Source organism: Labrenzia sp. R5_0 (assembly GCF_017743835.1).
Lineage (GTDB): Bacteria > Pseudomonadota > Alphaproteobacteria > Rhizobiales > Stappiaceae > Roseibium > Roseibium algicola.
The window spans coordinates 462,072-482,301 of the sequence record NZ_JAGHRK010000001.1 but is presented as its reverse complement, the minus strand read 5'-3'; the positions used below and the strand labels follow the sequence as shown (position 1 = coordinate 482,301).

The 20,230-nt window shown below is 60.3% G+C and carries 20 protein-coding genes and 2 pseudogenes; 14 read left to right on the top strand and 8 right to left on the bottom strand.

Annotated features, from left to right (window positions below):
• Positions 1-196: 196 nt before the first annotated feature.
• Complete coding sequence (locus J7447_RS02215) at positions 197-1,486, top strand: Hsp70 family protein (RefSeq protein ID WP_209168604.1); 1,290 nt, start codon at positions 197-199, stop codon at positions 1,484-1,486.
• A gap of 69 nt (positions 1,487-1,555) precedes the next feature.
• Here J7447_RS02215 and J7447_RS02210 read toward each other — a convergent pair whose 3' ends face one another.
• On the bottom strand, positions 1,556-1,870 hold the full coding sequence (locus tag J7447_RS02210) for a DUF1905 domain-containing protein (RefSeq protein ID WP_168685819.1): 315 nt from the start codon (positions 1,868-1,870) through the stop codon (positions 1,556-1,558).
• Between the two features lie 66 nt (positions 1,871-1,936).
• Positions 1,937-2,455 (bottom strand): ACT domain-containing protein, encoded by a 519-nt coding sequence (locus J7447_RS02205; protein WP_173013954.1) that lies wholly within the window; start codon positions 2,453-2,455, stop codon positions 1,937-1,939.
• Between the two features lie 200 nt (positions 2,456-2,655).
• On the opposite strand from J7447_RS02205, the pseudogene J7447_RS31205 reads away from it, so the two are divergent.
• Positions 2,656-3,270, top strand: a pseudogene (locus tag J7447_RS31205) (DUF3365 domain-containing protein); the annotation flags it as partial.
• Between the two features lie 144 nt (positions 3,271-3,414).
• Positions 3,415-4,218 (top strand): annotated as a pseudogene (locus J7447_RS02200) (PP2C family protein-serine/threonine phosphatase); the annotation flags it as partial.
• A 145-nt stretch (positions 4,219-4,363) separates the two neighbouring features.
• On the opposite strand, the gene J7447_RS02195 reads toward J7447_RS02200, so the two are convergent.
• Positions 4,364-5,764, bottom strand: a complete 1,401-nt coding sequence (locus tag J7447_RS02195) for a PepSY domain-containing protein (RefSeq protein WP_168685821.1) — start codon at positions 5,762-5,764, stop codon at positions 4,364-4,366.
• 85 nt (positions 5,765-5,849) lie between these two features.
• Positions 5,850-6,224, bottom strand: a complete 375-nt coding sequence (locus tag J7447_RS02190) for a DUF2946 family protein (RefSeq protein WP_209168603.1) — start codon at positions 6,222-6,224, stop codon at positions 5,850-5,852.
• 406 nt (positions 6,225-6,630) lie between these two features.
• Between J7447_RS02190 and J7447_RS02185 the strand changes: the two genes are divergently transcribed.
• The 9 genes from J7447_RS02185 to J7447_RS02145 all read left to right on the top strand — a co-directional run bounded on the left by J7447_RS02185 (position 6,631) and on the right by J7447_RS02145 (position 14,345).
• A complete protein-coding gene (locus tag J7447_RS02185) occupies positions 6,631-6,870 on the top strand; it encodes a DUF6732 family protein (protein WP_031269597.1) in 240 nt (79 codons plus the stop codon).
• Positions 6,867-8,018 carry a sirohydrochlorin chelatase gene (locus J7447_RS02180; protein WP_075281314.1) on the top strand — a complete coding sequence of 384 codons (1,152 nt, stop codon included), beginning with the start codon at positions 6,867-6,869 and terminating at the stop codon, positions 8,016-8,018. The genes J7447_RS02185 and J7447_RS02180 overlap by 4 nt, the downstream gene beginning before the upstream one ends.
• 22 nt (positions 8,019-8,040) lie before the next feature.
• Complete coding sequence (locus J7447_RS02175) at positions 8,041-8,682, top strand: precorrin-8X methylmutase (RefSeq protein WP_075281446.1); 642 nt, start codon at positions 8,041-8,043, stop codon at positions 8,680-8,682.
• 1 nt (position 8,683) lies between these two features.
• Positions 8,684-8,938, top strand: a complete 255-nt coding sequence (locus J7447_RS02170; protein WP_209168602.1) for a hypothetical protein — start codon at positions 8,684-8,686, stop codon at positions 8,936-8,938.
• Complete coding sequence (gene cbiE, locus J7447_RS02165; protein ID WP_209168601.1) at positions 8,935-10,149, top strand: precorrin-6y C5,15-methyltransferase (decarboxylating) subunit CbiE; 1,215 nt, start codon at positions 8,935-8,937, stop codon at positions 10,147-10,149. The genes J7447_RS02170 and cbiE overlap by 4 nt, the downstream gene beginning before the upstream one ends.
• Positions 10,146-10,871, top strand: coding sequence for a precorrin-2 C(20)-methyltransferase (gene cobI, locus J7447_RS02160; protein ID WP_173013955.1), 726 nt, complete (start codon positions 10,146-10,148; stop codon positions 10,869-10,871). The genes cbiE and cobI overlap by 4 nt, the downstream gene beginning before the upstream one ends.
• Positions 10,841-12,763, top strand: a complete 1,923-nt coding sequence (gene cobJ / locus J7447_RS02155) for a precorrin-3B C(17)-methyltransferase (protein WP_209168600.1) — start codon at positions 10,841-10,843, stop codon at positions 12,761-12,763. Before cobI ends, cobJ begins: the two co-directional genes overlap by 31 nt.
• Complete coding sequence (cobM, locus tag J7447_RS02150) at positions 12,760-13,533, top strand: precorrin-4 C(11)-methyltransferase (RefSeq protein WP_209168599.1); 774 nt, start codon at positions 12,760-12,762, stop codon at positions 13,531-13,533. Before cobJ ends, cobM begins: the two co-directional genes overlap by 4 nt.
• Before the next feature lie 182 nt (positions 13,534-13,715).
• Complete coding sequence (locus J7447_RS02145; protein ID WP_209168598.1) at positions 13,716-14,345, top strand: class I SAM-dependent methyltransferase; 630 nt, start codon at positions 13,716-13,718, stop codon at positions 14,343-14,345.
• Here the strand turns inward: J7447_RS02145 and J7447_RS02140 are convergent.
• Both J7447_RS02140 and cobA read right to left on the bottom strand, forming a co-directional pair.
• Positions 14,342-15,661: a cobyrinate a,c-diamide synthase gene (locus J7447_RS02140; protein ID WP_209168597.1), complete on the bottom strand. Its 1,320-nt coding sequence runs from the start codon at positions 15,659-15,661 to the stop codon at positions 14,342-14,344. The two genes, J7447_RS02145 and J7447_RS02140, sit on opposite strands and share 4 nt — an antisense overlap.
• Positions 15,651-16,541 (bottom strand): uroporphyrinogen-III C-methyltransferase, encoded by an 891-nt coding sequence (gene cobA / locus J7447_RS02135; RefSeq protein ID WP_209168596.1) that lies wholly within the window; start codon positions 16,539-16,541, stop codon positions 15,651-15,653. Before cobA ends, J7447_RS02140 begins: the two co-directional genes overlap by 11 nt.
• A gap of 130 nt (positions 16,542-16,671) precedes the next feature.
• Between cobA and J7447_RS02130 the strand changes: the two genes are divergently transcribed.
• Both J7447_RS02130 and J7447_RS02125 read left to right on the top strand, forming a co-directional pair.
• Positions 16,672-17,766 (top strand): cobalt-precorrin-5B (C(1))-methyltransferase, encoded by a 1,095-nt coding sequence (locus J7447_RS02130; protein WP_209168595.1) that lies wholly within the window; start codon positions 16,672-16,674, stop codon positions 17,764-17,766.
• Positions 17,756-18,517: a cobalt-precorrin-6A reductase gene (locus J7447_RS02125; RefSeq protein ID WP_209168594.1), complete on the top strand. Its 762-nt coding sequence runs from the start codon at positions 17,756-17,758 to the stop codon at positions 18,515-18,517. Before J7447_RS02130 ends, J7447_RS02125 begins: the two co-directional genes overlap by 11 nt.
• Here the strand turns inward: J7447_RS02125 and J7447_RS02120 are convergent.
• Positions 18,514-19,302 (bottom strand): WecB/TagA/CpsF family glycosyltransferase, encoded by a 789-nt coding sequence (locus J7447_RS02120; protein WP_209168593.1) that lies wholly within the window; start codon positions 19,300-19,302, stop codon positions 18,514-18,516. The genes J7447_RS02125 and J7447_RS02120 overlap by 4 nt on opposite strands.
• 163 nt (positions 19,303-19,465) lie before the next feature.
• Positions 19,466-20,080 (bottom strand): putative colanic acid biosynthesis acetyltransferase, encoded by a 615-nt coding sequence (locus tag J7447_RS02115; protein ID WP_075281323.1) that lies wholly within the window; start codon positions 20,078-20,080, stop codon positions 19,466-19,468.
• Between the last annotated feature and the right edge of the window lie 150 nt (positions 20,081-20,230).

The following is a 20,230-nucleotide window of genomic DNA, read 5'->3' as shown; positions in this document are numbered from 1 at the left end:
GCACAACGCTGTCAGGCGGACACCGATTGGTCGATGAGCATGAGAGCGATCCAGACTCCCTCTTGCCTATTGCCATATCAGTGTTTCGTTCGTATCGAACCCGAGTACTCCAGCATCCAAACCCTTGTCCTGCCGAATGGTGTCGGCTGCACCAGCGACAAGCGCCTTGGCCTGGAACTAATCAGGATCCCAGCTCATGCCTAATATCATCGGCCTCGATTTCGGCACCTCCAACACAGTCGCAGTGCTCGCCGATGGGCCTGCGACGATGCCGGTCACGTTTGAGGACGGCTCAAGCAGCTTCACATCGCTTCCAACTGTTCTCAGTTTTCTAGACCGAGGGCCGGCCAAGGCGCTGAATGCGGAGGTCGGGCCCTGGGCAATCCGGCAGTTTCTGGAGAGCTTTGGGGACGTGCGGTTCATTCAATCGCTGAAGACCTTTGCGGCGAGCCGCGTTTTCAAGGGGACCGGAGTTTTTGGGGTCCGGTTCGAGTTTGAAGATCTGATGGCAACGTTTCTGCAGCGGGCTTTCGAGCGGGCCGGGGCTGCGTTTGATCCCGCGGCAACCCGGCTCGTTGTTGGCCGGCCGGTGGAGTTTGCCGGGCACAATCCGGATGAAGAGCTGGCGATGGAACGGTATCGCAAGGCGTTTCAGAAGGTTGGTTTTGAAGACATCCTCTTTGTTATGGAGCCTGTCGGGGCAGCCTTTTCCTACGCGCAATCGCTGGAACAGGACACGACCATCCTGGTTGCCGACCTTGGTGGCGGCACGACCGACTATTCGATCATGCGATTCGAAACCGAAGCCGGGCACCTGAAAGCGATGCCGCTTGGCCGAGGCGGGGTCGGCATTGCCGGTGACACGTTCGACTACCGCATCATCGACAATGTGGTGCTGCCGAAGCTCGGCAAGGGCACCGCCTACCAGAGCATGGGCAAGATCCTGGAGATCCCGCCCAACCTCTTTTCCAACTTCGCCCGCTGGCACATGCTGTCGATTTTCAAGACCTCAGACGATTTCAAGGAAATGAAAAAACTGCTGCGCTACTGCGTGGAACCGGAGAAGATTGAGCTTTTCATCGATCTGGTGGAAGAGGACCAGGGCTACCCGCTTTATAAATCCGTCTCGGAAACCAAAGCCCTGCTGTCGTCTGCAGACGAGGCGGAGCTGACCTTTGCCCCGCTCGGTTCGGACTTCCGGGCAACTGTGAAACGTGCGGACTTCGACGGCTGGATTGCGCCTGATCTGAAGAAGATGGACCTGGCGCTGGATGTCACGCTGGAAAAGGCCGGTTTGAGCGAAGCCGACATCGACCGGGTATTCATGACCGGCGGCACCTCCTTCGTGCCTGCCGTGCGCCGCCAGTTTGCGGAGCGCTTCGGCCAGGAGCGAATTTCCGGAGGCAACGAGCTGACGTCGGTTGCCAACGGCCTTGCCCTGATCGGGGCGCGCACGGACGCGGCCGATTGGGCGCTTGCCGCCTGAGTTCGCCTGCCCGGATCCGGCGGAACGAGCCTGACCGACGGAAGTCAAAAGCTCAAACAGTCCTCCCTGTCAGCACCCCGGCGGCACCTGAAGCCACAGTGATACGTCGACGGTGTCTCCGGCTGCGATCTTCTCTTTCTTGCGCACGGCCGACTTGACCGGCAACAGGAAGGAGCCGGACGCCTTGTCCGGCCAGATGGTGGTGCTCCATTCAGCCTCGCCGATCCGCGCCTTTACCTTGATCATGCCCCAGGCGCCGCCTTTACGGCTTCCTGTGAAAAACCGGATCTGATCGGCGCAGGCCGGCGGTAACGTCACGAAGGTCCAGCCGCCTGGACCGGCGGACAGCCATAATTTGCCGGTAAAATCCAGCCGGTCGAGCATGAAGTTGAAGCCTCTGTCCTGCCAGGCCTGTGTCGTCTCGCTTCCCTCTGGCAGGATTGAGCGACGTCAGTCAATCAGATTGATATCCGCCATCAGGTCTCCTGCCGTTTCCTGAAGTGCATCGCTCAGGCTCGCAGGGTCCAGTCCGCTTGGCAGGCGCAGGTCGGCAGATGCCTTGAACAGGGCCTCTCCCTGCATCGAGCCGGAGACGACTTCCGTTTCCAGATGCTCGATGCTGACACCCTTTTCGGAAAGAACGCGGGTTATATCCCGCAAGATGCCCGGGTGATCCTGGGAGACGAGATCCAGATGAGCGGATGCGCCTTCCGGCAGCTCTGCACCGGTCTGGTCGGAGCGAAGCGTGATATCGATGCCATCGGCGGAAAGAGCTTGCAGCTTTTCCACCAGTTCGTCCGCATGCAGCCCCTCGATCGCGATGCGCACGATGCCTGCAAATTCGCCGCCGAGGCGGGCCATGGAGCTTTCGATCCAGTTGCCACCAGTGCCGGCGATGATTTCCGCCATCCGCTCGACCAGGCCTGGCCGGTCCTTTGCAATGACCGTGAAAACAAGATGAGTTTGCATGATGCCCCGCTTGCGCATTGGAACTCGACCATTCTACTAGACAGCCTCAACGTGCTGAAAACAAGACTGCAAAATCTCATCTCCAGCTGTGGCCGTTGCGGCAGACAACCGTCATAATGGCGAAATTGATCGGGTTTCCCTTCAGGCTTTCTTGCCGATCCGCATTCCGTTTCAATTCATACTGAAAATCAGGTTTCCCCATGAAGCAGACAGAACCCCGCCGCGTCGACAAATTCTGGCTCACGCTCATCGAACGACCGGCGGTTTTTCTGGTTCTGGTGCTGATCGGGCTTGGCATGTTGCCTGTTGCCGTGTGGATGGACCTGCGCGCCATTTCAGATGCCTCCCTGCGCTCGCAGGCGGTTGACCTGGACCAGGCCATCGGCAAGATCCGGACCTATTACGCGCAAAACGTGATCGCCCGGGTTCAACAGGCGCCGGGCGACATCACCCCGACACACGAATATCACGAAACGCCAGGCGGCATTCCGATCCCCGCCACACTCTCCATCGAGCTTGGGGAAGTGATCGGCGGCAACGACCATAATCTGCAATACCGGTTCGTGTCGGATCTGCCGTTCATGGAGCGCGGGTCACACAACCTGACACCTTTCGAGATCAAGGCACTGAACGATTTCCGACAAAGCCGTGATCCTGCAGACCTGGAGATTGCCTACGAAGGATCGATCTTCGACCGAAAGATCCAGATCGCCTCCCCCGTCTTGATGGGCGAGGCCTGCGTTTCCTGTCACAACAGCCACCCGGAAAGCCCCAAAACCGACTGGAAGACGGGCGACGTGCGTGGCATTCAGGCGATCACCATCAGCCAACCCATTGCCGCAAACCTCTGGTCGTTCAAGTATCTGCTGCTCTACTTCGGCTGTGCAGGGGCGATCGGTGCTGCGGTCACCGCCCTGCAATGGCACCAGGCAACGCGGTTTCACCGGATGAACGTCAATCTGGAGCACGCGAATACGGAAATCGCGCATCTCAACAAGCAGCTGACGTCCGAAAACCTTCGGCTGGGAGCGGAAATTGAAGTCGCAAGGCAGATCCAGATGATGGTGCTGCCGACCAAGGATGAGCTTGGCGGCATTCATGAACTCGAAATCGCGGCCTTCATGGAACCGGCGGACGAAGTTGGCGGCGACTATTACGACGTGCTGCAGCTGGACGACAAGGTGAAAATCGGCATTGGCGATGTGACCGGCCATGGCCTGGAAAGCGGCGTTCTGATGCTGATGGTTCAGTCCATCGCCGTCGCCCTGCAGGAACGCGGACCGTCAGATCCGCGCCAGTTCCTGGTTGCACTCAACAGCGCCATCTGCCGCAACCTGAAGCGCACCCGGACCGACAAGCACCTGACGCTGTCCTTCCTCGATTTCGAACCGAACAAGGTAACCTTGTCGGGCCAGCACGAGGAACTGATCATTCTGCGCGACAACGGCCAATGCGACATCGTCGATACGGTCGATCTCGGCTTCCCCATCGGCCTCGATGAAGACATTGAACCGTTTATCGAAACCAGGGAACTGGCGTTCGGTCCCGGAGATCTCATCATTCTTTATACGGATGGCGTGACCGAAGCGGAAAATCCTGACGGTGTGCTGTATGGTCTGGACCGCTTGGTCGCAAGTGCCCAGCGCCACGCGGCACCAAAGGCCGGACGGGTGCTGGAAGGCATCCTGGCGGACCTCAAGGCCCATATCGACACACAAACGGTGCATGACGACATTACGCTGATGGTGATCAGGCACAAGTAAGCAGGCAGCATTGGCCGCAGCTTGCTGCCGCACACTGCGATCAAAATTTTGGAGGCGTGTCACCCCGAATAAGCGCAGCGCCTATCCGGGGTAACAGCAATGTAGAGGACCCGATCAGCGGCCTCTTCAGACGCCCCTTACGTCTTCATCCGATGGCCTTTCTCAGAACCGGCACGCGTTTGACAACAAGATAGTCCAGCGCCAGCACGCTCAATAGCGTGATGCCGACCAGCGGAAAGGCCAGGGAGACGGCCAGCATCAGGATCATCGCGCCGCGCCAATGCGGCAGGTCGTCCGGCATTTTAGGTGCAAAAACCCGAAGGGCTGAGCCTTTCGGCCGTCGCAGCCACCACATGACAAGCCCGCTGACGCAAAGGAAAATCACCGACAGGCAGAATAGTGTGTTGAGCACCACGTTCCAGAGCCCCATGTCGCCTTCATGAAAGGCAATGCCGATGGCCATGCCCTTGGCCGGCAGGGAATAATCCGCAAAACCGACATCAGCCAGGATCCGTCCGGTGTATTGATCTATATGCACCGTGCGGTCGACCATCGGGTTCTCTGAGTCGTTGCTCATGGAATCCTGGTTGATGGTCCAGACACCGGTTTCATTGCCGGGAAGGTTCACCCGGAACCGCCCTTCAAAGCCGATTTTCCGGCCGAACGCTGCAATACTGTCCAGATCAACAGGCGTTCCGGCAGCAATCGCGTCGGTGCCGGCATCAGAGCCGGACATCGGCATTCTGGTCTGTTCCAGCCCCCAGGGAACATCCTTTATCGAGCCATGGTTCATCGAGGCGTGGGTGTCGTCGGACAGAGGCACGTTCGACCATTTTTCGGCTGGAAAGGTGCTCCAGGCCTGAACGAATTTCTCGCCCCAGACACCGGCCCAGGAGAGACCACTGACCAGGAAGACCAGCAGAATGAGAGAAACATAGGCGCCGATCACCTTGTGCAGGCTCTTCCAGAGCGCACGACCATTTGCGCGAAGATCCGGCACAAGAGCACTTCCACCGCCTGCCCGTGGCCACCACAGGTAAAGGCCGGTCACGATCAGCACGATGGCCAGGCCGGCTGCGATTTCGATCAGACGATCACCAAGATCGCCGATCAGCAGCGTACCGTGAATGTCGTTCAGCAAGTCATACCAGCCGTCACGCCGGATCCAGCTCTCAACGACCGAGCCCGAATAAGGATCAACTGCAACCATGTAATTGGTGCCAGCGTCGTTGACGCGGAAGACATTGGCTCCGTCGGCGGTCTTGGCGCCGATCCATTCCACCAGGCTAGCGCCCTGCCCGCGCGTTGCCAGCACAGCGCCGGCCTGCTGCGACAGCGCCACTGGTTCGCCGGCAATTGCAACCTTGATGTATTCCCCGTCGCGGCCATCAAGAACGGAAATAAACATCATCGAAAGGCCGGTGACGGCAAGCATGATCAGAAACGGCACAACATAAAGACCGGCGTAAAAGTGCCAACGCCAGGCAGCCAGGTAAAATCGGCTGGGGGTGGACGCATATACAGCGTCCGAAGGGATGTTGCTCATGGGATCTCCACACCCGAGTGCGTCCGTTCGGCAAAAGCCGGACAGACCTCGAGTTCAAATCGAGTTCAGATAAGGTTCGGAAAGATCACGCGTTGAGCGGCGGTGCCCGGGCAAAGTTCCGACCGCGCGGTGTGCTGGAAGCCCAGACCTTTGCAGGGAGAGAAACCGGTTGGCGGGAGATCTCTTCCTGCACGAAGAGGAAAGGCACCCTGTAAGGCGCAGCAAACGCACCGACACCGGCAAAGACGCAATGGCGGGAGGCCTTTTCCGCAGGGCTATCCTCGTCGGAACCCGGCGGAATTTCTGCACCGTTCGCATCCAGCGTAACAGTGCGAAGGCCCTCGGTGGTACACAGCGTGACGGTAAAACCGCCATCCGCGCGCACGTCCGGCATGTACCCCTTGGGCACAAGCGCCGTGACCAGAAACGGCAGCAGAAGCAGTAGCCTGACTGCCGCCATGAGGTCCGGATGTTTTCGCCGGAAGTTTTCCACGCCCCACTTACCCCGAATCGAGACAGGTTGATCACTAATCCAAAGGGATGACAAAGACAAACCGGTTCTTTTCGGGGAGCCGCAAGACGCAACGATTGCCGGTTTCAGGCCATGGCTGCCTCGTGCCAATGGATGTCGCTTTCATGCTTGATCCGCTATGGCCACTCCCCTAAGGTGCGCCCACCTGACGGCGTCCCGTGGAGGGACTGAAAGCCATTCCGGATGAGGTTGACCCAAGCAGGGGACCAAGGCCGGAGCTGTCCAAGGCATCTGCAGATCAACCGGCTCCGCCGGCTTTTGCGCGTGTTTGCTTTCATTCTTCCCGACGCCTGTTGCCACGCTGCCGATCCGGCATCAGCCACTGGGGAGAGACATGATCAGACGGACCATCCTTGCAGGCCTTGCAGCCGCGCTGCCTACCTCCGCCTTCGCCCATGGGGGCCATCTTGGCGAACTCGCCGGTCATTCCCACTGGGTCGGGGTCGCAGCCCTTGCCGGTGCCGCGCTCGTCGCCGGCATCATCGCCCTCAAAGACAAGAAGCAGAAAAAAGCCGAAGACGCGCCTGAAGCCCGTCCGGAAGACGACGAGACTGCCGGAGAAGCTGCTCAATGAGCGAAAAACTCGGACTGATGATCTGCGGCCATGGCAGCCGCAACAAGGGTGCCGTAAAGCAATTTGCACAGCTGGCGGAAGGCCTGACGGCTCGCTTCCCCGATTGGCCGGTGGAATACGGATATCTGGAATTCGCCAACCCGGTCATTCATGACGGACTGAACAAGCTGCGCGAGGCCGGCTGCACCCGCGTTCTGGCCGTGCCGGGCATGCTGTTTGCCGCTGGTCACGCCAAGAACGACATTCCCTCGGTCCTGAACACCTATCAGGCCATGCATCCGGAGATGACGATCTCCTATGGCCGCGAACTGGCCGTCGACACACGCATGGTGAAAGCCGCCGCTGCCCGTGTTCAGGAAGCGATCGACGCTGCCGACAGCGACGTGCCGCTGCACGAGACCCTGCTGATGGTGGTCGGGCGCGGTGCTTCCGATCCGGACGCGAACTCCAACGTCTCCAAGATTACGCGCATGCTTTGGGAAGGCTTCGGTTTCGGCTGGGCGGAAACCTGCTACTCCGGCGTCACCTTCCCCCTGGTCGGACCCGGTCTCGAACATGCGGCAAAGCTCGGCTACAAGCGCGTCATCGTGTTCCCCTATTTCCTGTTCACCGGCGTACTGGTCCAGCGGATCTATTCGACCACGGACGAAGTTGCCGCCAAACATCCGGAAATCGAATTCCTGAAAGCCGGTTATCTGAACGACCACCCGCAGGTGATCGACACGATGGCCGATCGGGTGCAGGAGATCCTGCAGGGCGCAAATCTGATGAACTGCCAGATGTGCAAGTACCGCGAACAGGTCCTTGGCTTCGAAGCCGAAGTGGGTCTGGCCCAGGAAAGCCACCACCATCACGTGGAAGGCCTCGGCGCGGAAGCAGAATGCAAGCTGTGTGACGAGATCTGCACCGGAGCCTGCGAAAAGCAGGTGCAGGCGGGTGGTCATCATCACCACGACCATGGTCATCATCATCACGATCATTCCCATGACCATGGGCATAATCACGCGCATCATCATGGCCACTCTCATGATCATTCGCACGAGCATGGGCATAGCCACGGGCACGGGCATGATCACGATCATCACCACCACCCCTACCCGCACGCAGACCATCCGCACGGCCCCCGGTCGTTGAACCGCGGAGACTGAGGCTGCCGTGAGCACCGAAACCATGCCGTCCTACGACTATGAAAAGGACCCGGCGGCGATTTACCGCCAGTCCTTTTCAATCGTGCGGTCGGAAGCAGAATTGTCTCATCTACCCGACGGGCTGAAACCGGTCGCGGTGCGTCTGATCCACGCCTGCGGCATGACAGACCTTCCGCAGGATCTTGCCTGGTCGGAGGATATCCTGTCTGCCGCGCAGGATGCCTTCGCGCGGGCCGCACCCGTCTTTTGCGATGTGGAGATGGTGGTGCATGGCGTCATTCGCTCACGACTTCCGGCGGACTGCGACGTGGTTTGCACCTTGAACGATCCCGCGGTTCCGACCCTTGCCAAAGAGCTCGGCACGACCCGCTCGGCTGCTGCGGTCGAGCTCTGGCGCGACAGGCTGGAGGGAGCCATCGTTGCGGTTGGCAATGCACCGACGGCCCTCTTCCATCTGCTTGAAATGATTGCCGCCGGCGGACCGAAACCGGCGCTGGTTCTGGGGTTCCCGGTCGGGTTTGTGGGCGCCGCGGAATCCAAGGAGGCTCTGATCTCCAATCCGTTCAAGGTACCCTTCCTGGCTGTTCGCGGCCGCAGGGGTGGATCGGCCATGGCTGCCGCCGCAGTCAACGCTCTTGCCGCCGGCCTGCCGGAGGAAACGTAAAATGGCCGGAGGTCCGCCGAAAGACGACGAAAAACCAACCGGATTGAAATCCGTCGGCAGCAAAAAGCCTTTGCGTTCACGCGGTTTCCTGTCCCAGCCGGGTGGTTCGGTCAAGACGCCTGCGGACGGCAGTGGTGACCAGTCGGTCCATCATCGGTCACGGGGTGCCCGGCAGGTATCGCCAAACAGTAGCGGCACGCCTCAGGACCTGTCGGTAAAACCGGTGATCAAACCTTATCGTCTGGAGGACAAATGACTTCCTCCACAGACAAGCTCCCCTGGTTGACGCTGGTCGGCCTGGGCGAGGACGGTGTTCTGGCTCCAGGTGGCGCAGAAGCCCTGGCAGGTGCAGACATCGTTTATGGCGGCACCCGACACCTGAAGCTGACAGGCGGGATCACTGCCGAGAAGCGGACATGGCCCAGCCCCTTTGCAACCGTCTTCGAAGATCTGGCAGCGCTCAGGCAGAAGCGCGTCGCTGTGTTGGCGACAGGAGATCCCATGTGGTTCGGCATTGGTTCGTCCTTGCTGAAGCATTTCCCTGCACACGAGCTGATGGTGCTGCCCTCGCCGTCCGCGTTCCAGCTGGCTGCCGCACGAATGGGGTGGGCCTTGCAGGAAACCGACTGCCTGTCGGTTCATGGTCGACCAGTCGATCTGTTGCGGGCATCGCTTTACCCGGGCGCCCGGATCCTGTGTCTAACCAGCAATGCGGAAACTCCCCGCCAGGTGGCTGACCTCCTGGCCGACGAAGGTTATGGGCGCAGCCGGATGACGGTTCTGGAGCATCTCGGCGGCACCAGGGAAAGGTGCGTCGCAGGTACCGCGGAAGACTGGTCGACCGAGGTTGCCGATTTTCACACACTTGCTCTGGAAGTGATTGCCGACCCCGGTGTGCGGTTCCGTGCGCGGATACCCGGCCTTGCCGATGATGCCTTTCGCCACGACGGCAAGATGACCAAGCAGGACATCCGGGCCATCACCCTGGCGGAGTTGAAGCCTCACCCAGGCGCACTCTTGTGGGATGTGGGTGCAGGCTGCGGTTCGATTGCCATCGAATGGTTGCGTGCAGCGGACCGAACCCGGGCCATCGGCCTGGAACCGCATGTGGAACGGCGGCAAATGGCGGCTGAAAACGCTATCGCGCTTGGCGTCCCACATCTGGAACTGTCGGACGCGACCGCTCCGGAAGGCCTCCATGATCTGCCGCAACCGGACGCGGTTTTTATTGGCGGCGGCCTGACAGCCTCCGGTGTAATCGAGGCCTGTCTTGCAGCGCTAGGCCCAGGGGGGCGGCTTGTCGCCAATGCAGTGACCCTGGAGAGCGAGGCCATACTTCTCTCCGCCTATCAGTCTCATGGAGGCACTTTGAAGAAAGTTTCCGTTCACCGGGCAAGCGCCGTCGGCGGCTTGACCGGATGGCGTCCCTTGATGCCCGTGACGCAGTGGAGCCTGACGAAATCATGACGGGCACACTCTATGGCATAGGTCTTGGCCCGGGCGATCCGGAGCTGATGACCCTGAAGGCGCACAGGCTGATCGCAAGCGCACGGGTAATTGCCTACCCCGCTCCCGATTCCGGCGAAAGCTTCGCCCGGTCAATCGCTGCCGATGTGATCCCGGATGGGGTGCGGGAAATCCCGATTGTCGTACCGATGCGGGTCGACAGGTTCCCGGCACAGGAGATCTACGACAAGGCCGCCGAAGAGATAGCCGCCGTTTTGGCAAACGGTGAGGATGTCGTGACCTTGTGTGAAGGAGATCCCTTCTTCTTCGGTTCGTTCATGTATCTGTTTGAGCGCCTGTCCGACCGTTTCACGATAGAAATCGTGCCCGGGGTCACCTCGCTGACAGCCTGCGCCGCCCAGTTGAGACGACCGCTGACGGCACGAAACGATGTACTAACCGTCATTCCAGGCCCGCTTCCGGACGCGGACATCCGCCGCAAGATCGAAGAAGCCCAGGCGGTTGCCATCATGAAGGTCGGCCGTCACCTGACACGGCTGAAGACCTTGCTTTCCGACATGGGGCTGCTGGAAAAGGCCGGCTACGTGGAACGTGCCAGCCTGCCGGAGCAGAAGGTTCATCGGCTCATCGACCTTGAGACCGACACCGCCCCCTATTTTTCCATGATCCTCATCTACAAGGGAGAAGAAGCGTGGACGCTTCCCCCATCCTACTCGTCCTGAACCAGGCCGGCCTTGCCGCTGCCGAAGTGATCGCCAGACGGTTTTCAACCGCCCGCATCCACGGGCTTGCCGGCCGTGTGCCGACAGCGGACACCCAGTTCAACGAAACGATCGACCATATCCGCCTGTTGTTTCAGGCCGGTCATCCGATCGTCGGCTTCTGCGCCAGCGGCATTCTGATCCGTGCGCTTGCACCGGTCCTGTCCGACAAGACAAGCGAACCGCCGGTGATCGCCGTGTCGGAAGACGGCAAGAGTGTCGTTCCGCTGCTCGGTGGTCATCGCGGCGCCAACGAACTGGCCAAGCTTCTGGCCAGCGCTCTCGGTGGGCATGCGGCGATCACGACGGCTGGGGACACCAAGCTTGGTGTTGCGCTCGACGCCCCGCCCCGCGGCTGGCGTCTCGCCAATCCGGAAGATGCAAAACCGGTCATGGCCGAGCTGCTCTCCGGCGCTCCCGTCCGCCTGGAAGGCCGCGCGGACTGGCTGAAAGAGGCCAAGCTGCAGCAGGCAGACGACGCCGCCATCACGCTTTCGGCAACCGAACATCCGGAAGAAGCAGGCCCGACGCGTCTGGTCTACCACCCGCAGCGCTATGCTGTTGGCGTCGGCTGCGCGCGCGGGTGCGATGCGGCCGAACTGATCGAACTGGTCGAGACCGAACTGGTGGGCGCCAACATTGCCAAGGGCGCTGTTGCCTGCATCGCGACCATCGACCTCAAGGCAGATGAGGCCGCTGTCAATGCTCTCGCCGCGCACTTGGATGTGCCGCTTCGGGTCTTTTCCGCAGAAGACCTGCAACGCGAGACCCCGCGCCTGAAAAACCCGTCGCCCGTCGTCTTCAAGGAAGTCGGCTGTTACGGAGTGTCTGAAGGGGCTGCCCTGGCCGCGTCCGGCGCCTTTGGAACGCTGAAGGTCGAAAAGCAGAAAACCGAAAACGCAACTTGCGCCATTGCACGGTCACCGAAGTGGATTGACACCGACACGGTCGGTCGGGCTCGCGGACATCTGTCCGTTATCGGTATCGGTCCGGGCAAGGACGACTGGCGCACACCGGAGGCCACCAAGCTTCTGGCGGAAGCAACCGACGTTGTCGGCTACTCGCTTTATCTCGACATTGTCGACCAGCACATTACCGGCAAAACCCACCACAACTTCCCGCTTGGCGCGGAAGAGGACCGCGTCCGCTTTGCGCTGGAAGAAGCTGGCAAGGGCAAGAATGTCGCGCTGATTTCCTCCGGTGATGCCGGCATCTACGCCATGGGTTCGCTGGTCTATGAACTGTTGCATAGGAATGAGGAGTATGGCGGTGTATCGGATGCCGCCAAGCGGGTCAGCGTCACAAACGCGCCGGGCATTTCCGCCCTTCAGGCCTGCTCGGCTCGTATCGGCGCACCGCTTGGCCATGATTTCTGCGCGATCTCGCTGTCCGATCTCCTCACCCCTTGGGAGGTGATCGAAAGGCGTCTGAGGGCAGCAGCCGAGGGCGACTTCGTGATTGCCTTCTACAACCCGGTGTCCAAACGCCGCCGCACGCAGCTTGCAGCCGCAAAGGAAATCCTGCTGGAGCACCGCTCGGCAGCGACACCGGTCATTCTCGGCGTCAATCTTGGCCGGCCGGAGGAAACCATCCGCGTCACCAGTCTGCATGCGCTCAGCGTCGACGATGTCGACATGCTGACCACCGTGCTGGTCGGTTCGACCAACACCCGCACCGTCATGCGCGGTGACGGGAAACCTTTCGTCTATACGCCGCGCGGTTATGCCAAGCGGATCGACGCACCAAAGCCGGTGGAAGCAGCACCAGTTGCCACTGAAGCCGCGCCTTCGTCCCAGATGGCAGACGTGACGACCGACATTTCCGACATTCTCGAAACGGATGACAAATCATGACCGTTCATTTCATTGGCGCCGGACCTGGCGATCCCGATCTCATCACCGTTCGCGGCCTGAAACTCATCCAATCCTGCCCGGTCTGCCTTTTCGCGGGCTCGCTGGTGCCTGAACAGATCGTTGCCGCCGCACCGGAAGGTGCACGCGTCATAGACACGGCCCCGATGACGCTTGACGAGATCATCGACGAGATCAAGGCTGCCCATGAAAAGGGCCAGAACGTTGCCCGGGTTCATTCCGGCGACCCTTCCATTTACGGTGCAACGGCGGAGCAGATGCGCCGTCTGGACGCACTCGGCATCGATTACGATGTAACACCGGGCGTGCCGGCCTTCGCGGCCGCGGCCGCTGCACTCAAGACCGAGCTGACCATCCCGGAAGTTGCCCAGACCATCATTGTCACCCGCACGGCAATGAAATCCTCGGCGATGCCGAATAACGAGGACCTGGACACGCTCGGCAAGAGCGGGGCGACCCTGGCAATTCACCTGTCGATCAGGAACCTGCGGGAAGTCGAACGCCAGTTGACGCCGCATTACGGTGCCGATTGCCCGGTGATTGTCGCCTACCGCGTCGGTTGGCCGGATGAGGCCTTCATTCACGGCACATTGTCGACCATTGCCGCAGAAGTGCGTGCCTCCAAGATCACCCGCACGGCGCTGATCTTCGTCGGCCATGCCTTGAAGCCTGCAGTCGACTTCCGCGACAGCGCCCTCTACGACGCCGACCACGTGCATGTGCTGCGCCCGAAGAAGAAGGCGAAAGCCTGAGGAACCGGCGGAACTAGACCACTTCGCGGCCTTCCACTGTCTGTCATCATCGACATGCGGGAGGTCGCGAACGCTTCGCAGGTTCATCGAGCAATGATTTGCCTGTCCGAGAGCGCTCATTTGCATATCGCTCCTGCCCTCGCCTAATCTCAACAGGATTAAGACCGGACAGGAGCAATCCCATGACAGATGAAAACCCACTTCTGAAACAGGCGATTTCTCTCAGCGGTGATCCCGATGCCATTCGCAAGTTCTACGCGGACTGGGCGGAGACCTACGATGCCGATCTGCTTCAGACCATAGGGTATGTCGGCCCCAGGATTGCAGCGGAAGCACTGGTCAAACACCTGCCCAAAACGGCGTTGGTTCTGGACGCAGGCTGTGGGACCGGCCTCGTCGGGAGCGAGCTGATCAGTCGCAATGCAGCGCTGACCATTGACGGCATAGACCTGACACCGGCGATGCTGGAGCATTCGCGCAGTCGGGGGACCTACCGCAATCTTTCCCAAGCCGACATGATGGGCTCGCTCTCTGGCATTGACGACAACATTTATGACGGCATCGTCAGCGCTGGCGTTTTCACGAATGGCCATGTGGGTCCGGAAGGGATCGACGAACTGCTGCGCATCGCCAAACCGGGTGCTCCCATCGTCCTGACAGTACGCGATAGCGCCTGGGAGGCCGACGGCTTCAAGGCCAAGGTCGAACAGCTGGAACAGGACGGCAAAACAAGGACGCTGGAGATCAGCCACTGTCCCTATCACACCAAGGAAGACGTCTATTGCGAGCTTGTCGTGCTTGAGGTGGTTTAGGCAACAGCAATGACATGGGCAAAGGAGCCCATGACCGATCCGGCGCGCAGCCCCAGCTGTGCCAGTTCGTTGCCTTCGGCATCTTCCGCTGAAAACAGCCGCTCCGCCCCGCTTTCCGACATTATGGAGGCATAGTGGAATTCGTGTGCGGATAGCGGCATTTGCCAGGGTAGGTCACGGAGTGGCATGACTTTTCGGTAGCCGAGGTGACGCTTGCGGGTCTGAAACGAGGTTTCCAGCGGCAAAAGCCCCAGCATTTCGTGGCGTGTGCCATCGGCATCGATCATGCCCTTGCCGAGTGTCATGTAGCCACCACACTCGCCATAGATCAGCTTTCCGGTAGCTGCGGCCCGCAAGACCCCAGCCTTGAACCTGTCTGCCGCAGCCAGCTTTCCGGCATGTAGCTCCGGATAACCGCCGGGTAGAAAAATTGCATTGGCATCAGGTGACGGTGCTTCATCCGCGAGTGGCGAGAAGAACTCGAGCCTCGCGCCCTGCCTTCGCCAGAAATCCAGCAGATGCGGATAGGAAAAGGCAAAGGCAACGTCCCGGGCAATGGCAATGCACTGGCCAAGCGGCGCGGGCAGGTGTTCCCTGTTATCACCGACAGGGCTCAGTGGCGCCGCCAATGTTTCCAGGCGGTTCAGGTCTACATTCCGGGCACACAGGTCGCTCGCCTTTTCCAGGAAGGCTTCCAGATCCGGATGCTCCCCCGCCTGGACAAGCCCCAGGTGGCGTTCGGGAAGGCCTAGTTCCTGAGCCCGCGGCAAGACACCCAGAACATCCAAGGCGAGCGGTGCCAGCGCTGCGCGCAACATGGCTTCGTGGCGCGGGCTGCCAACCTTGTTGAGAATAACGCCTGCGAGATTGATATCCGGCCGGAAGCTTTGAAACCCATGAACAAGCGCTGCGACCGACTGGGCCTGTTTGCCGCAATCGACGACGAGAATCACGGGTAGATGCAGCGTTGCCGCCAGATCGGCAGCCGAGCCCTTGCCGCTGGCAGCTCCGTCGAAAAGCCCCATGGCGCCTTCGACCACGAGAACGTCATGACTGTCGGCCTGACGGTGGGCAAGCATCTGCAGTGTCGCCGGATCCATAGCCCAGGCGTCCAGGTTGATGCAGGGCATCCCGCTGGCAGCTTCGTGGAATTTCGGGTCGATGTAATCCGGGCCGGACTTGGCCGAAACGACCGAACGCCCGGCGGATTTCAGTGCGCGCAGCAACGCAAGTGTCAGTGTGGTCTTGCCAGCACCCGACGATGGCGCCGCGATCAGAACACCCTTGGCGCCTGCCTTGGTAGTGTCAGCCGGCATCGGCAGAACGGGAGGATATGCGCAGGCCTAGCGGGTCACTGTCCAGCACCTTGCCCGACAGGGCGCCGAGCCAGTCGAGCCCCTTGCGCAGACGGACAACCTCACCGACACAAACAACTGCCGGTGGTTCGATCCCGGCAACCTTCGCGTCTTCAGCGCAGCGGCCCAGCGTGGTTTCCAGAACGTCCTGGCCTGCAAGGGACGCATTGCACACGATACCCACAGGTTCATCCACAGATCGTCCACCGGCAATCAGTTTGCCGGCTATGACATCCAGATGCTTCATCGCCATATACATGACAATGACAGGCGACCCCTTGGCGATACCATCCCAGTTGATCGCGTCCGGGGTGAGGCCCGTCTGGTCATGGCCTGTCAGGAAGGTGACAGCCTGATTGCAGTCCCGGTGGGTTGCGGGAATCCCCGCATAGGCCAGACCGCCGATACCGGCGGTGATGCCGGGAATGATACGGAACGGCACACCGGCCTCGACAAGGCCGAGCGCTTCCTCGCCGCCGCGGCCGAAGACGAAAGGATCGCCGCCCTTCAGGCGAAGCACCCTTTTGCCTTCGCGGGCGTAATCGATCAGCTTCAAGGTTATGTCGCGCTGTTTCGGGCTCGGTTTGCCGCCGCGCTTGCCCGCGTAGTCAGTCACGGCTCCCGGTTTGACCCAGGCAAGAATGCTCTGATCGACAAGGGCATCAAACACGACAACATCGGCCTGGCGCAGGCCATTGAGCGCATGCAGCGTCAATAGGCCGGGGTCGCCCGGACCTGCACCGGCAAGCCAAACCCAGCCGGGTTCGAACACGGGTAACCCACCTGGCAGGTCTCCCGGCAAGCCTTCATGCGGTCTGTTGTTGTCGTCTTCTCCAGTCATGGTTCCTGTTTACCCGCGTGGCCCGGTAACGCCAAGCGCTTCGGCGATCAAAAACGATGCGAAAACGACATTTCATCGCGCACATAAACTAATATGCACAAAGCGGAATTTCATCGTCTATAGAAAGAGCATGTCGAAGGAAGAGCCAAAAGAGCTGCGGCGGGGCTGGACGACGGGAGCCTGTGCGACAGCAGCCACCAAGGCGGCGTATCAGGCCCTTTTGACCGGCGATTTCCCGGATCCGGTCGAAATCACCCTGCCCAAGGGTGGCACGGCCTCCTTTGCGCTGACCTGGCATACGCTTTCAGGAAAATCGGCGTCCGCCGCCATCATCAAGGATGCGGGGGACGACCCCGACGTGACCCATGGCGCCTTGGTCAGTGCAACCGTCAACCTGTTGCCTCCTGGTTCTGGAGTAATCTTCAGGGCCGGAGAAGGTGTCGGCACCGTCACAAGGCCTGGCCTTCCGATCCCGCCGGGCGAACCTGCCATCAATCCGGTGCCGCGCCAGATGATGCGGACGGCAATCGATGAGGTTTCCCAACTGAATGGCGGGGCCGGCGATGTCGAGATAACGGTCTCGATCGAAGGTGGTGCAGAGCTCGCCCTCAAGACGATGAATCCCAGGCTTGGCATCCTGGGCGGCTTGTCCGTACTTGGCACGACCGGCATCGTCCGGCCGTTTTCCTGCGCTGCGTGGATTGCGTCCATTCATCGGGGCATCGATGTTGCACGCGCAGTCGGGCTGTCACATGTGGTTGGCGCAACCGGCGCCAGTTCCGAAGACGCGGTCAAGGCCCGATACGATCTGGATGAAACCGCCTTTCTCGACATGGGGGATTTCGCCGGCGGTTTGCTGAAGTACCTGCGCAGTCATCCGGTCAACCGGCTGACTCTCGCAGGCGGATTTGCGAAGTTCACCAAGCTGGCTCAAGGGGCGCTCGATCTGCATTCGGCCCGCAGCTCCGTCGACTTCGAATTCCTGCAGGATCTTCTGCGTCAGGAGAACGCTGCCGCGGATCTGATCGAACAGGCCGCCTCGGCCAACACGGCCAAGGAGGTGCTGGATGCCTCCCTGGTTGCCGGTATCGATCTCAGTGGCCCACTTGCGCGGCGAACGAAGGACGCCGTCCGCCAGATCCTGCGCGATGCGCCGGTGGATGTGGAAGTTCTGATCACCGATCGCCAGGGCAAGGTGCTGGGAGAAACAGGCTTTGACCGCTAAGGCAGATCATGTCCTGCTGCTCGCCGGAACAAGCGAAGCCCGGCAATTGGCCAGAACGTTGGCGGAAACATTTCCGAAAAGTCGCCTGACTGCCTCTTTTGCCGGAGCGGTTCGTGACCTGCCTGATCTTGGCGTCCCGACACGCGTCGGCGGGTTTGGCGGCACCGACGGTCTGCTAGCCTTCATGCGGCACGAAGGGATCACCGTCATTGTCGATGCGACCCATCCCTTCGCTGCCCAGATGAGCCGTAATGCGGCCGAGGCTGCCAAGATGCTCAAGGTACCGCTTGTGCGCCTGGAACGGCCATGCTGGCACCCCGGTGAAGCCGACGCCTGGACAAATGTCCTGACGATGGACGACGCGGCCGAGGCCCTGCCTGATGGCGCGCGCGCCTTCCTGGCCATTGGCCGCAAGGAGATCGAGCGCTTCACTCCTCGAAACGATATTTTCGGTCTTGTCCGGATGATCGAGCCGCCCAAAACACGATTACCTCCCGCCTGGGAGTTGATCCTCTCCCGCCCCCCGGCATCTGCCGATGAGGAAGTCTCGCTGTTTCTGGAAAAGAGCATCACTCATGTGGTGACGAAAAACAGTGGTGGCAGTCGTTCCTACGCCAAGATCGAGGCTGCGCGGACCTTGAAACTTCCCGTCATCATGATCGCCCGGCCAGAACTGCCGGAAGCCGAAACTGCTCCAACGAATTCAGCGCTCGTTGACCGGTTACGGCAGATCCTTGCACGTGGGAGCTAGCGCGAAACGCCGGACCTGGAAAATCTGATTTTCATCAGGGCAAACAGAAAACGCGGTATGCCGATGACATAGCGGCGGAACAGGCGGCGAGGTTCCTGCAACAGGCGGAACAGCCACTCAAGGCCGGCTGCCTGGAATATCTTCGGTGCGCGGACAACGGCCCCCGACATGAAGTCAAACAGCGCCCCGACCCCGATCGCGACAGGTACAGCCAGCGCCGACCGGTTTTCAACGATGAAATTCTCTTGCCTGGGGTTCCCCATGGCAACAAGCAAAAGGTCTGGCTTTGCCTCGTTGATCCCCTGGCACAAGCTGTCCAGTTCATCGCTTGCGAAATAGCCGTCCCGGTAGCCAACCACCTGGTGCTTCGGATAGGCAGTCTCGATATGCTCCTTGGCAAGGCGAACCTGTTCTTCCTTGGCGCCGAGCAGATAGATCCGCAGCGGAATGCCGATGTTCGCCAGGATCCGGGGAATGAGGTCAGTCCCGTTCAGATTTTCCGGAAACGGTTCTTCCCTGAGCAGCTTGCTGGCAAGGCTCATACCGATGCCGTCGTTCAGAAGCGTCATTTTCTGGAGTGTTGCAGCGTAGCGGGGATCATCCATCGCTGACAGGAGCGTATGGGCGTTGCAGATGGCAATATCGAGGTTCTGCCGCTTTTGAACGGCGGCCTCGACAAGCTGAATGGCATCCCGGGAGCGAAGACGCCCGATGGCAAACGGACCGATAGCGGTTGCTTCGATCCGGCACCCCAGCAGTTCACTCTCGAAATCTCTTGCCAGCATTCCGTTCCCAGTCTCCCCTTTACGTTCGTCCCGGTTACGACGGCGGCGAACGCATTAGAGCAATATCCGATCGGTCTCTAAGCAGTTGTAAACATAGCCGTTAGAAAGTTCGTAGTTACCGATATTTAATGGGCCTGACGGGCACGTTGAATCGGGGGGAAAATCAGTCGGCGGTTTCCAACGGTTCACGCCATCCCCGCTTCGGCACGTCACTACGCTCAAACCGCGCCCGCTCCTTGAGCGCCTTGGCAGGATTACCTGCATAAACAGTCCATGGAGCCAGGTCTTTCACCGTTACCGCACGCGCTCCCAGAACAGCTCCCTCACCGACACGAACCCCGGGACCAACAAAAGCTTCAGCGGCAACCCAGCTATAGGCCTCCAAAACGATGGGTTTTGCGATCAGCAGGAACTTGTCGTCGTTGATGTCATGCGTTCCCGCGCAGATGTGCGCACGTTTGGAGACGACACCGTACCGGCCGATCGTGACAGGACCCATGTTGTAGATATCCGCGCCGTCTGCGATCGCGGCGAAATCCTCCAGGATCAGGTTGCCCGGATGCCATATCCTGGCGGATGGAGCCACATAGACACCCTCCCCCACTGTCGCTCCGAACTGTCGCAAGAGCCAACGGCGCCAACCATGCAACGGCTGCGTCCAGGAGGCCAGAAGGAACCAGACAATACCCCAGAGGATACGGAACAGCCTGTTCTTCAGGCCGAAGCTTTGCGCGCCGAGCGCCCTGGCGTCCCTGTCTTCATCGATCCGGTTCGGCATTCATCGTCCTCCTGCGCAGTTTCCTCCAGCAGGTTGTTCGTGAAACGTGTTCCCCGCCAACATGGGACGCCGCTCAACCTTGGGGGCTGCCTGCCGGCAATGTGACGAACTGTCGTTTAAAGTTAGTTATTTTTGTCGATTGTACATTTT

Bases quoted from the DNA above. Each gene is read 5' to 3' on its own strand.
- J7447_RS02215 (WP_209168604.1), top strand. From the start codon at position 197: ATGCCTAATATCATCGGCCTCGATTTCGGCACCTCCAACACAGTCGCA.
- J7447_RS02210 (WP_168685819.1), bottom strand. From the start codon at position 1,870: ATGCTCGACCGGCTGGATTTTACCGGCAAATTATGGCTGTCCGCCGGT.
- J7447_RS02205 (WP_173013954.1), bottom strand. From the start codon at position 2,455: ATGCAAACTCATCTTGTTTTCACGGTCATTGCAAAGGACCGGCCAGGC.
- J7447_RS02195 (WP_168685821.1), bottom strand. From the start codon at position 5,764: ATGAGCAACATCCCTTCGGACGCTGTATATGCGTCCACCCCCAGCCGA.
- J7447_RS02190 (WP_209168603.1), bottom strand. From the start codon at position 6,224: ATGGCGGCAGTCAGGCTACTGCTTCTGCTGCCGTTTCTGGTCACGGCG.
- J7447_RS02185 (WP_031269597.1), top strand. From the start codon at position 6,631: ATGATCAGACGGACCATCCTTGCAGGCCTTGCAGCCGCGCTGCCTACC.
- J7447_RS02180 (WP_075281314.1), top strand. From the start codon at position 6,867: ATGAGCGAAAAACTCGGACTGATGATCTGCGGCCATGGCAGCCGCAAC.
- J7447_RS02175 (WP_075281446.1), top strand. From the start codon at position 8,041: ATGCCGTCCTACGACTATGAAAAGGACCCGGCGGCGATTTACCGCCAG.
- J7447_RS02170 (WP_209168602.1), top strand. From the start codon at position 8,684: ATGGCCGGAGGTCCGCCGAAAGACGACGAAAAACCAACCGGATTGAAA.
- cbiE (WP_209168601.1), top strand. From the start codon at position 8,935: ATGACTTCCTCCACAGACAAGCTCCCCTGGTTGACGCTGGTCGGCCTG.
- cobI (WP_173013955.1), top strand. From the start codon at position 10,146: ATGACGGGCACACTCTATGGCATAGGTCTTGGCCCGGGCGATCCGGAG.
- cobM (WP_209168599.1), top strand. From the start codon at position 12,760: ATGACCGTTCATTTCATTGGCGCCGGACCTGGCGATCCCGATCTCATC.
- J7447_RS02145 (WP_209168598.1), top strand. From the start codon at position 13,716: ATGACAGATGAAAACCCACTTCTGAAACAGGCGATTTCTCTCAGCGGT.
- J7447_RS02140 (WP_209168597.1), bottom strand. From the start codon at position 15,661: ATGCCGGCTGACACTACCAAGGCAGGCGCCAAGGGTGTTCTGATCGCG.
- cobA (WP_209168596.1), bottom strand. From the start codon at position 16,541: ATGACTGGAGAAGACGACAACAACAGACCGCATGAAGGCTTGCCGGGA.
- J7447_RS02130 (WP_209168595.1), top strand. From the start codon at position 16,672: ATGTCGAAGGAAGAGCCAAAAGAGCTGCGGCGGGGCTGGACGACGGGA.
- J7447_RS02120 (WP_209168593.1), bottom strand. From the start codon at position 19,302: ATGCTGGCAAGAGATTTCGAGAGTGAACTGCTGGGGTGCCGGATCGAA.
- J7447_RS02115 (WP_075281323.1), bottom strand. From the start codon at position 20,080: ATGCCGAACCGGATCGATGAAGACAGGGACGCCAGGGCGCTCGGCGCG.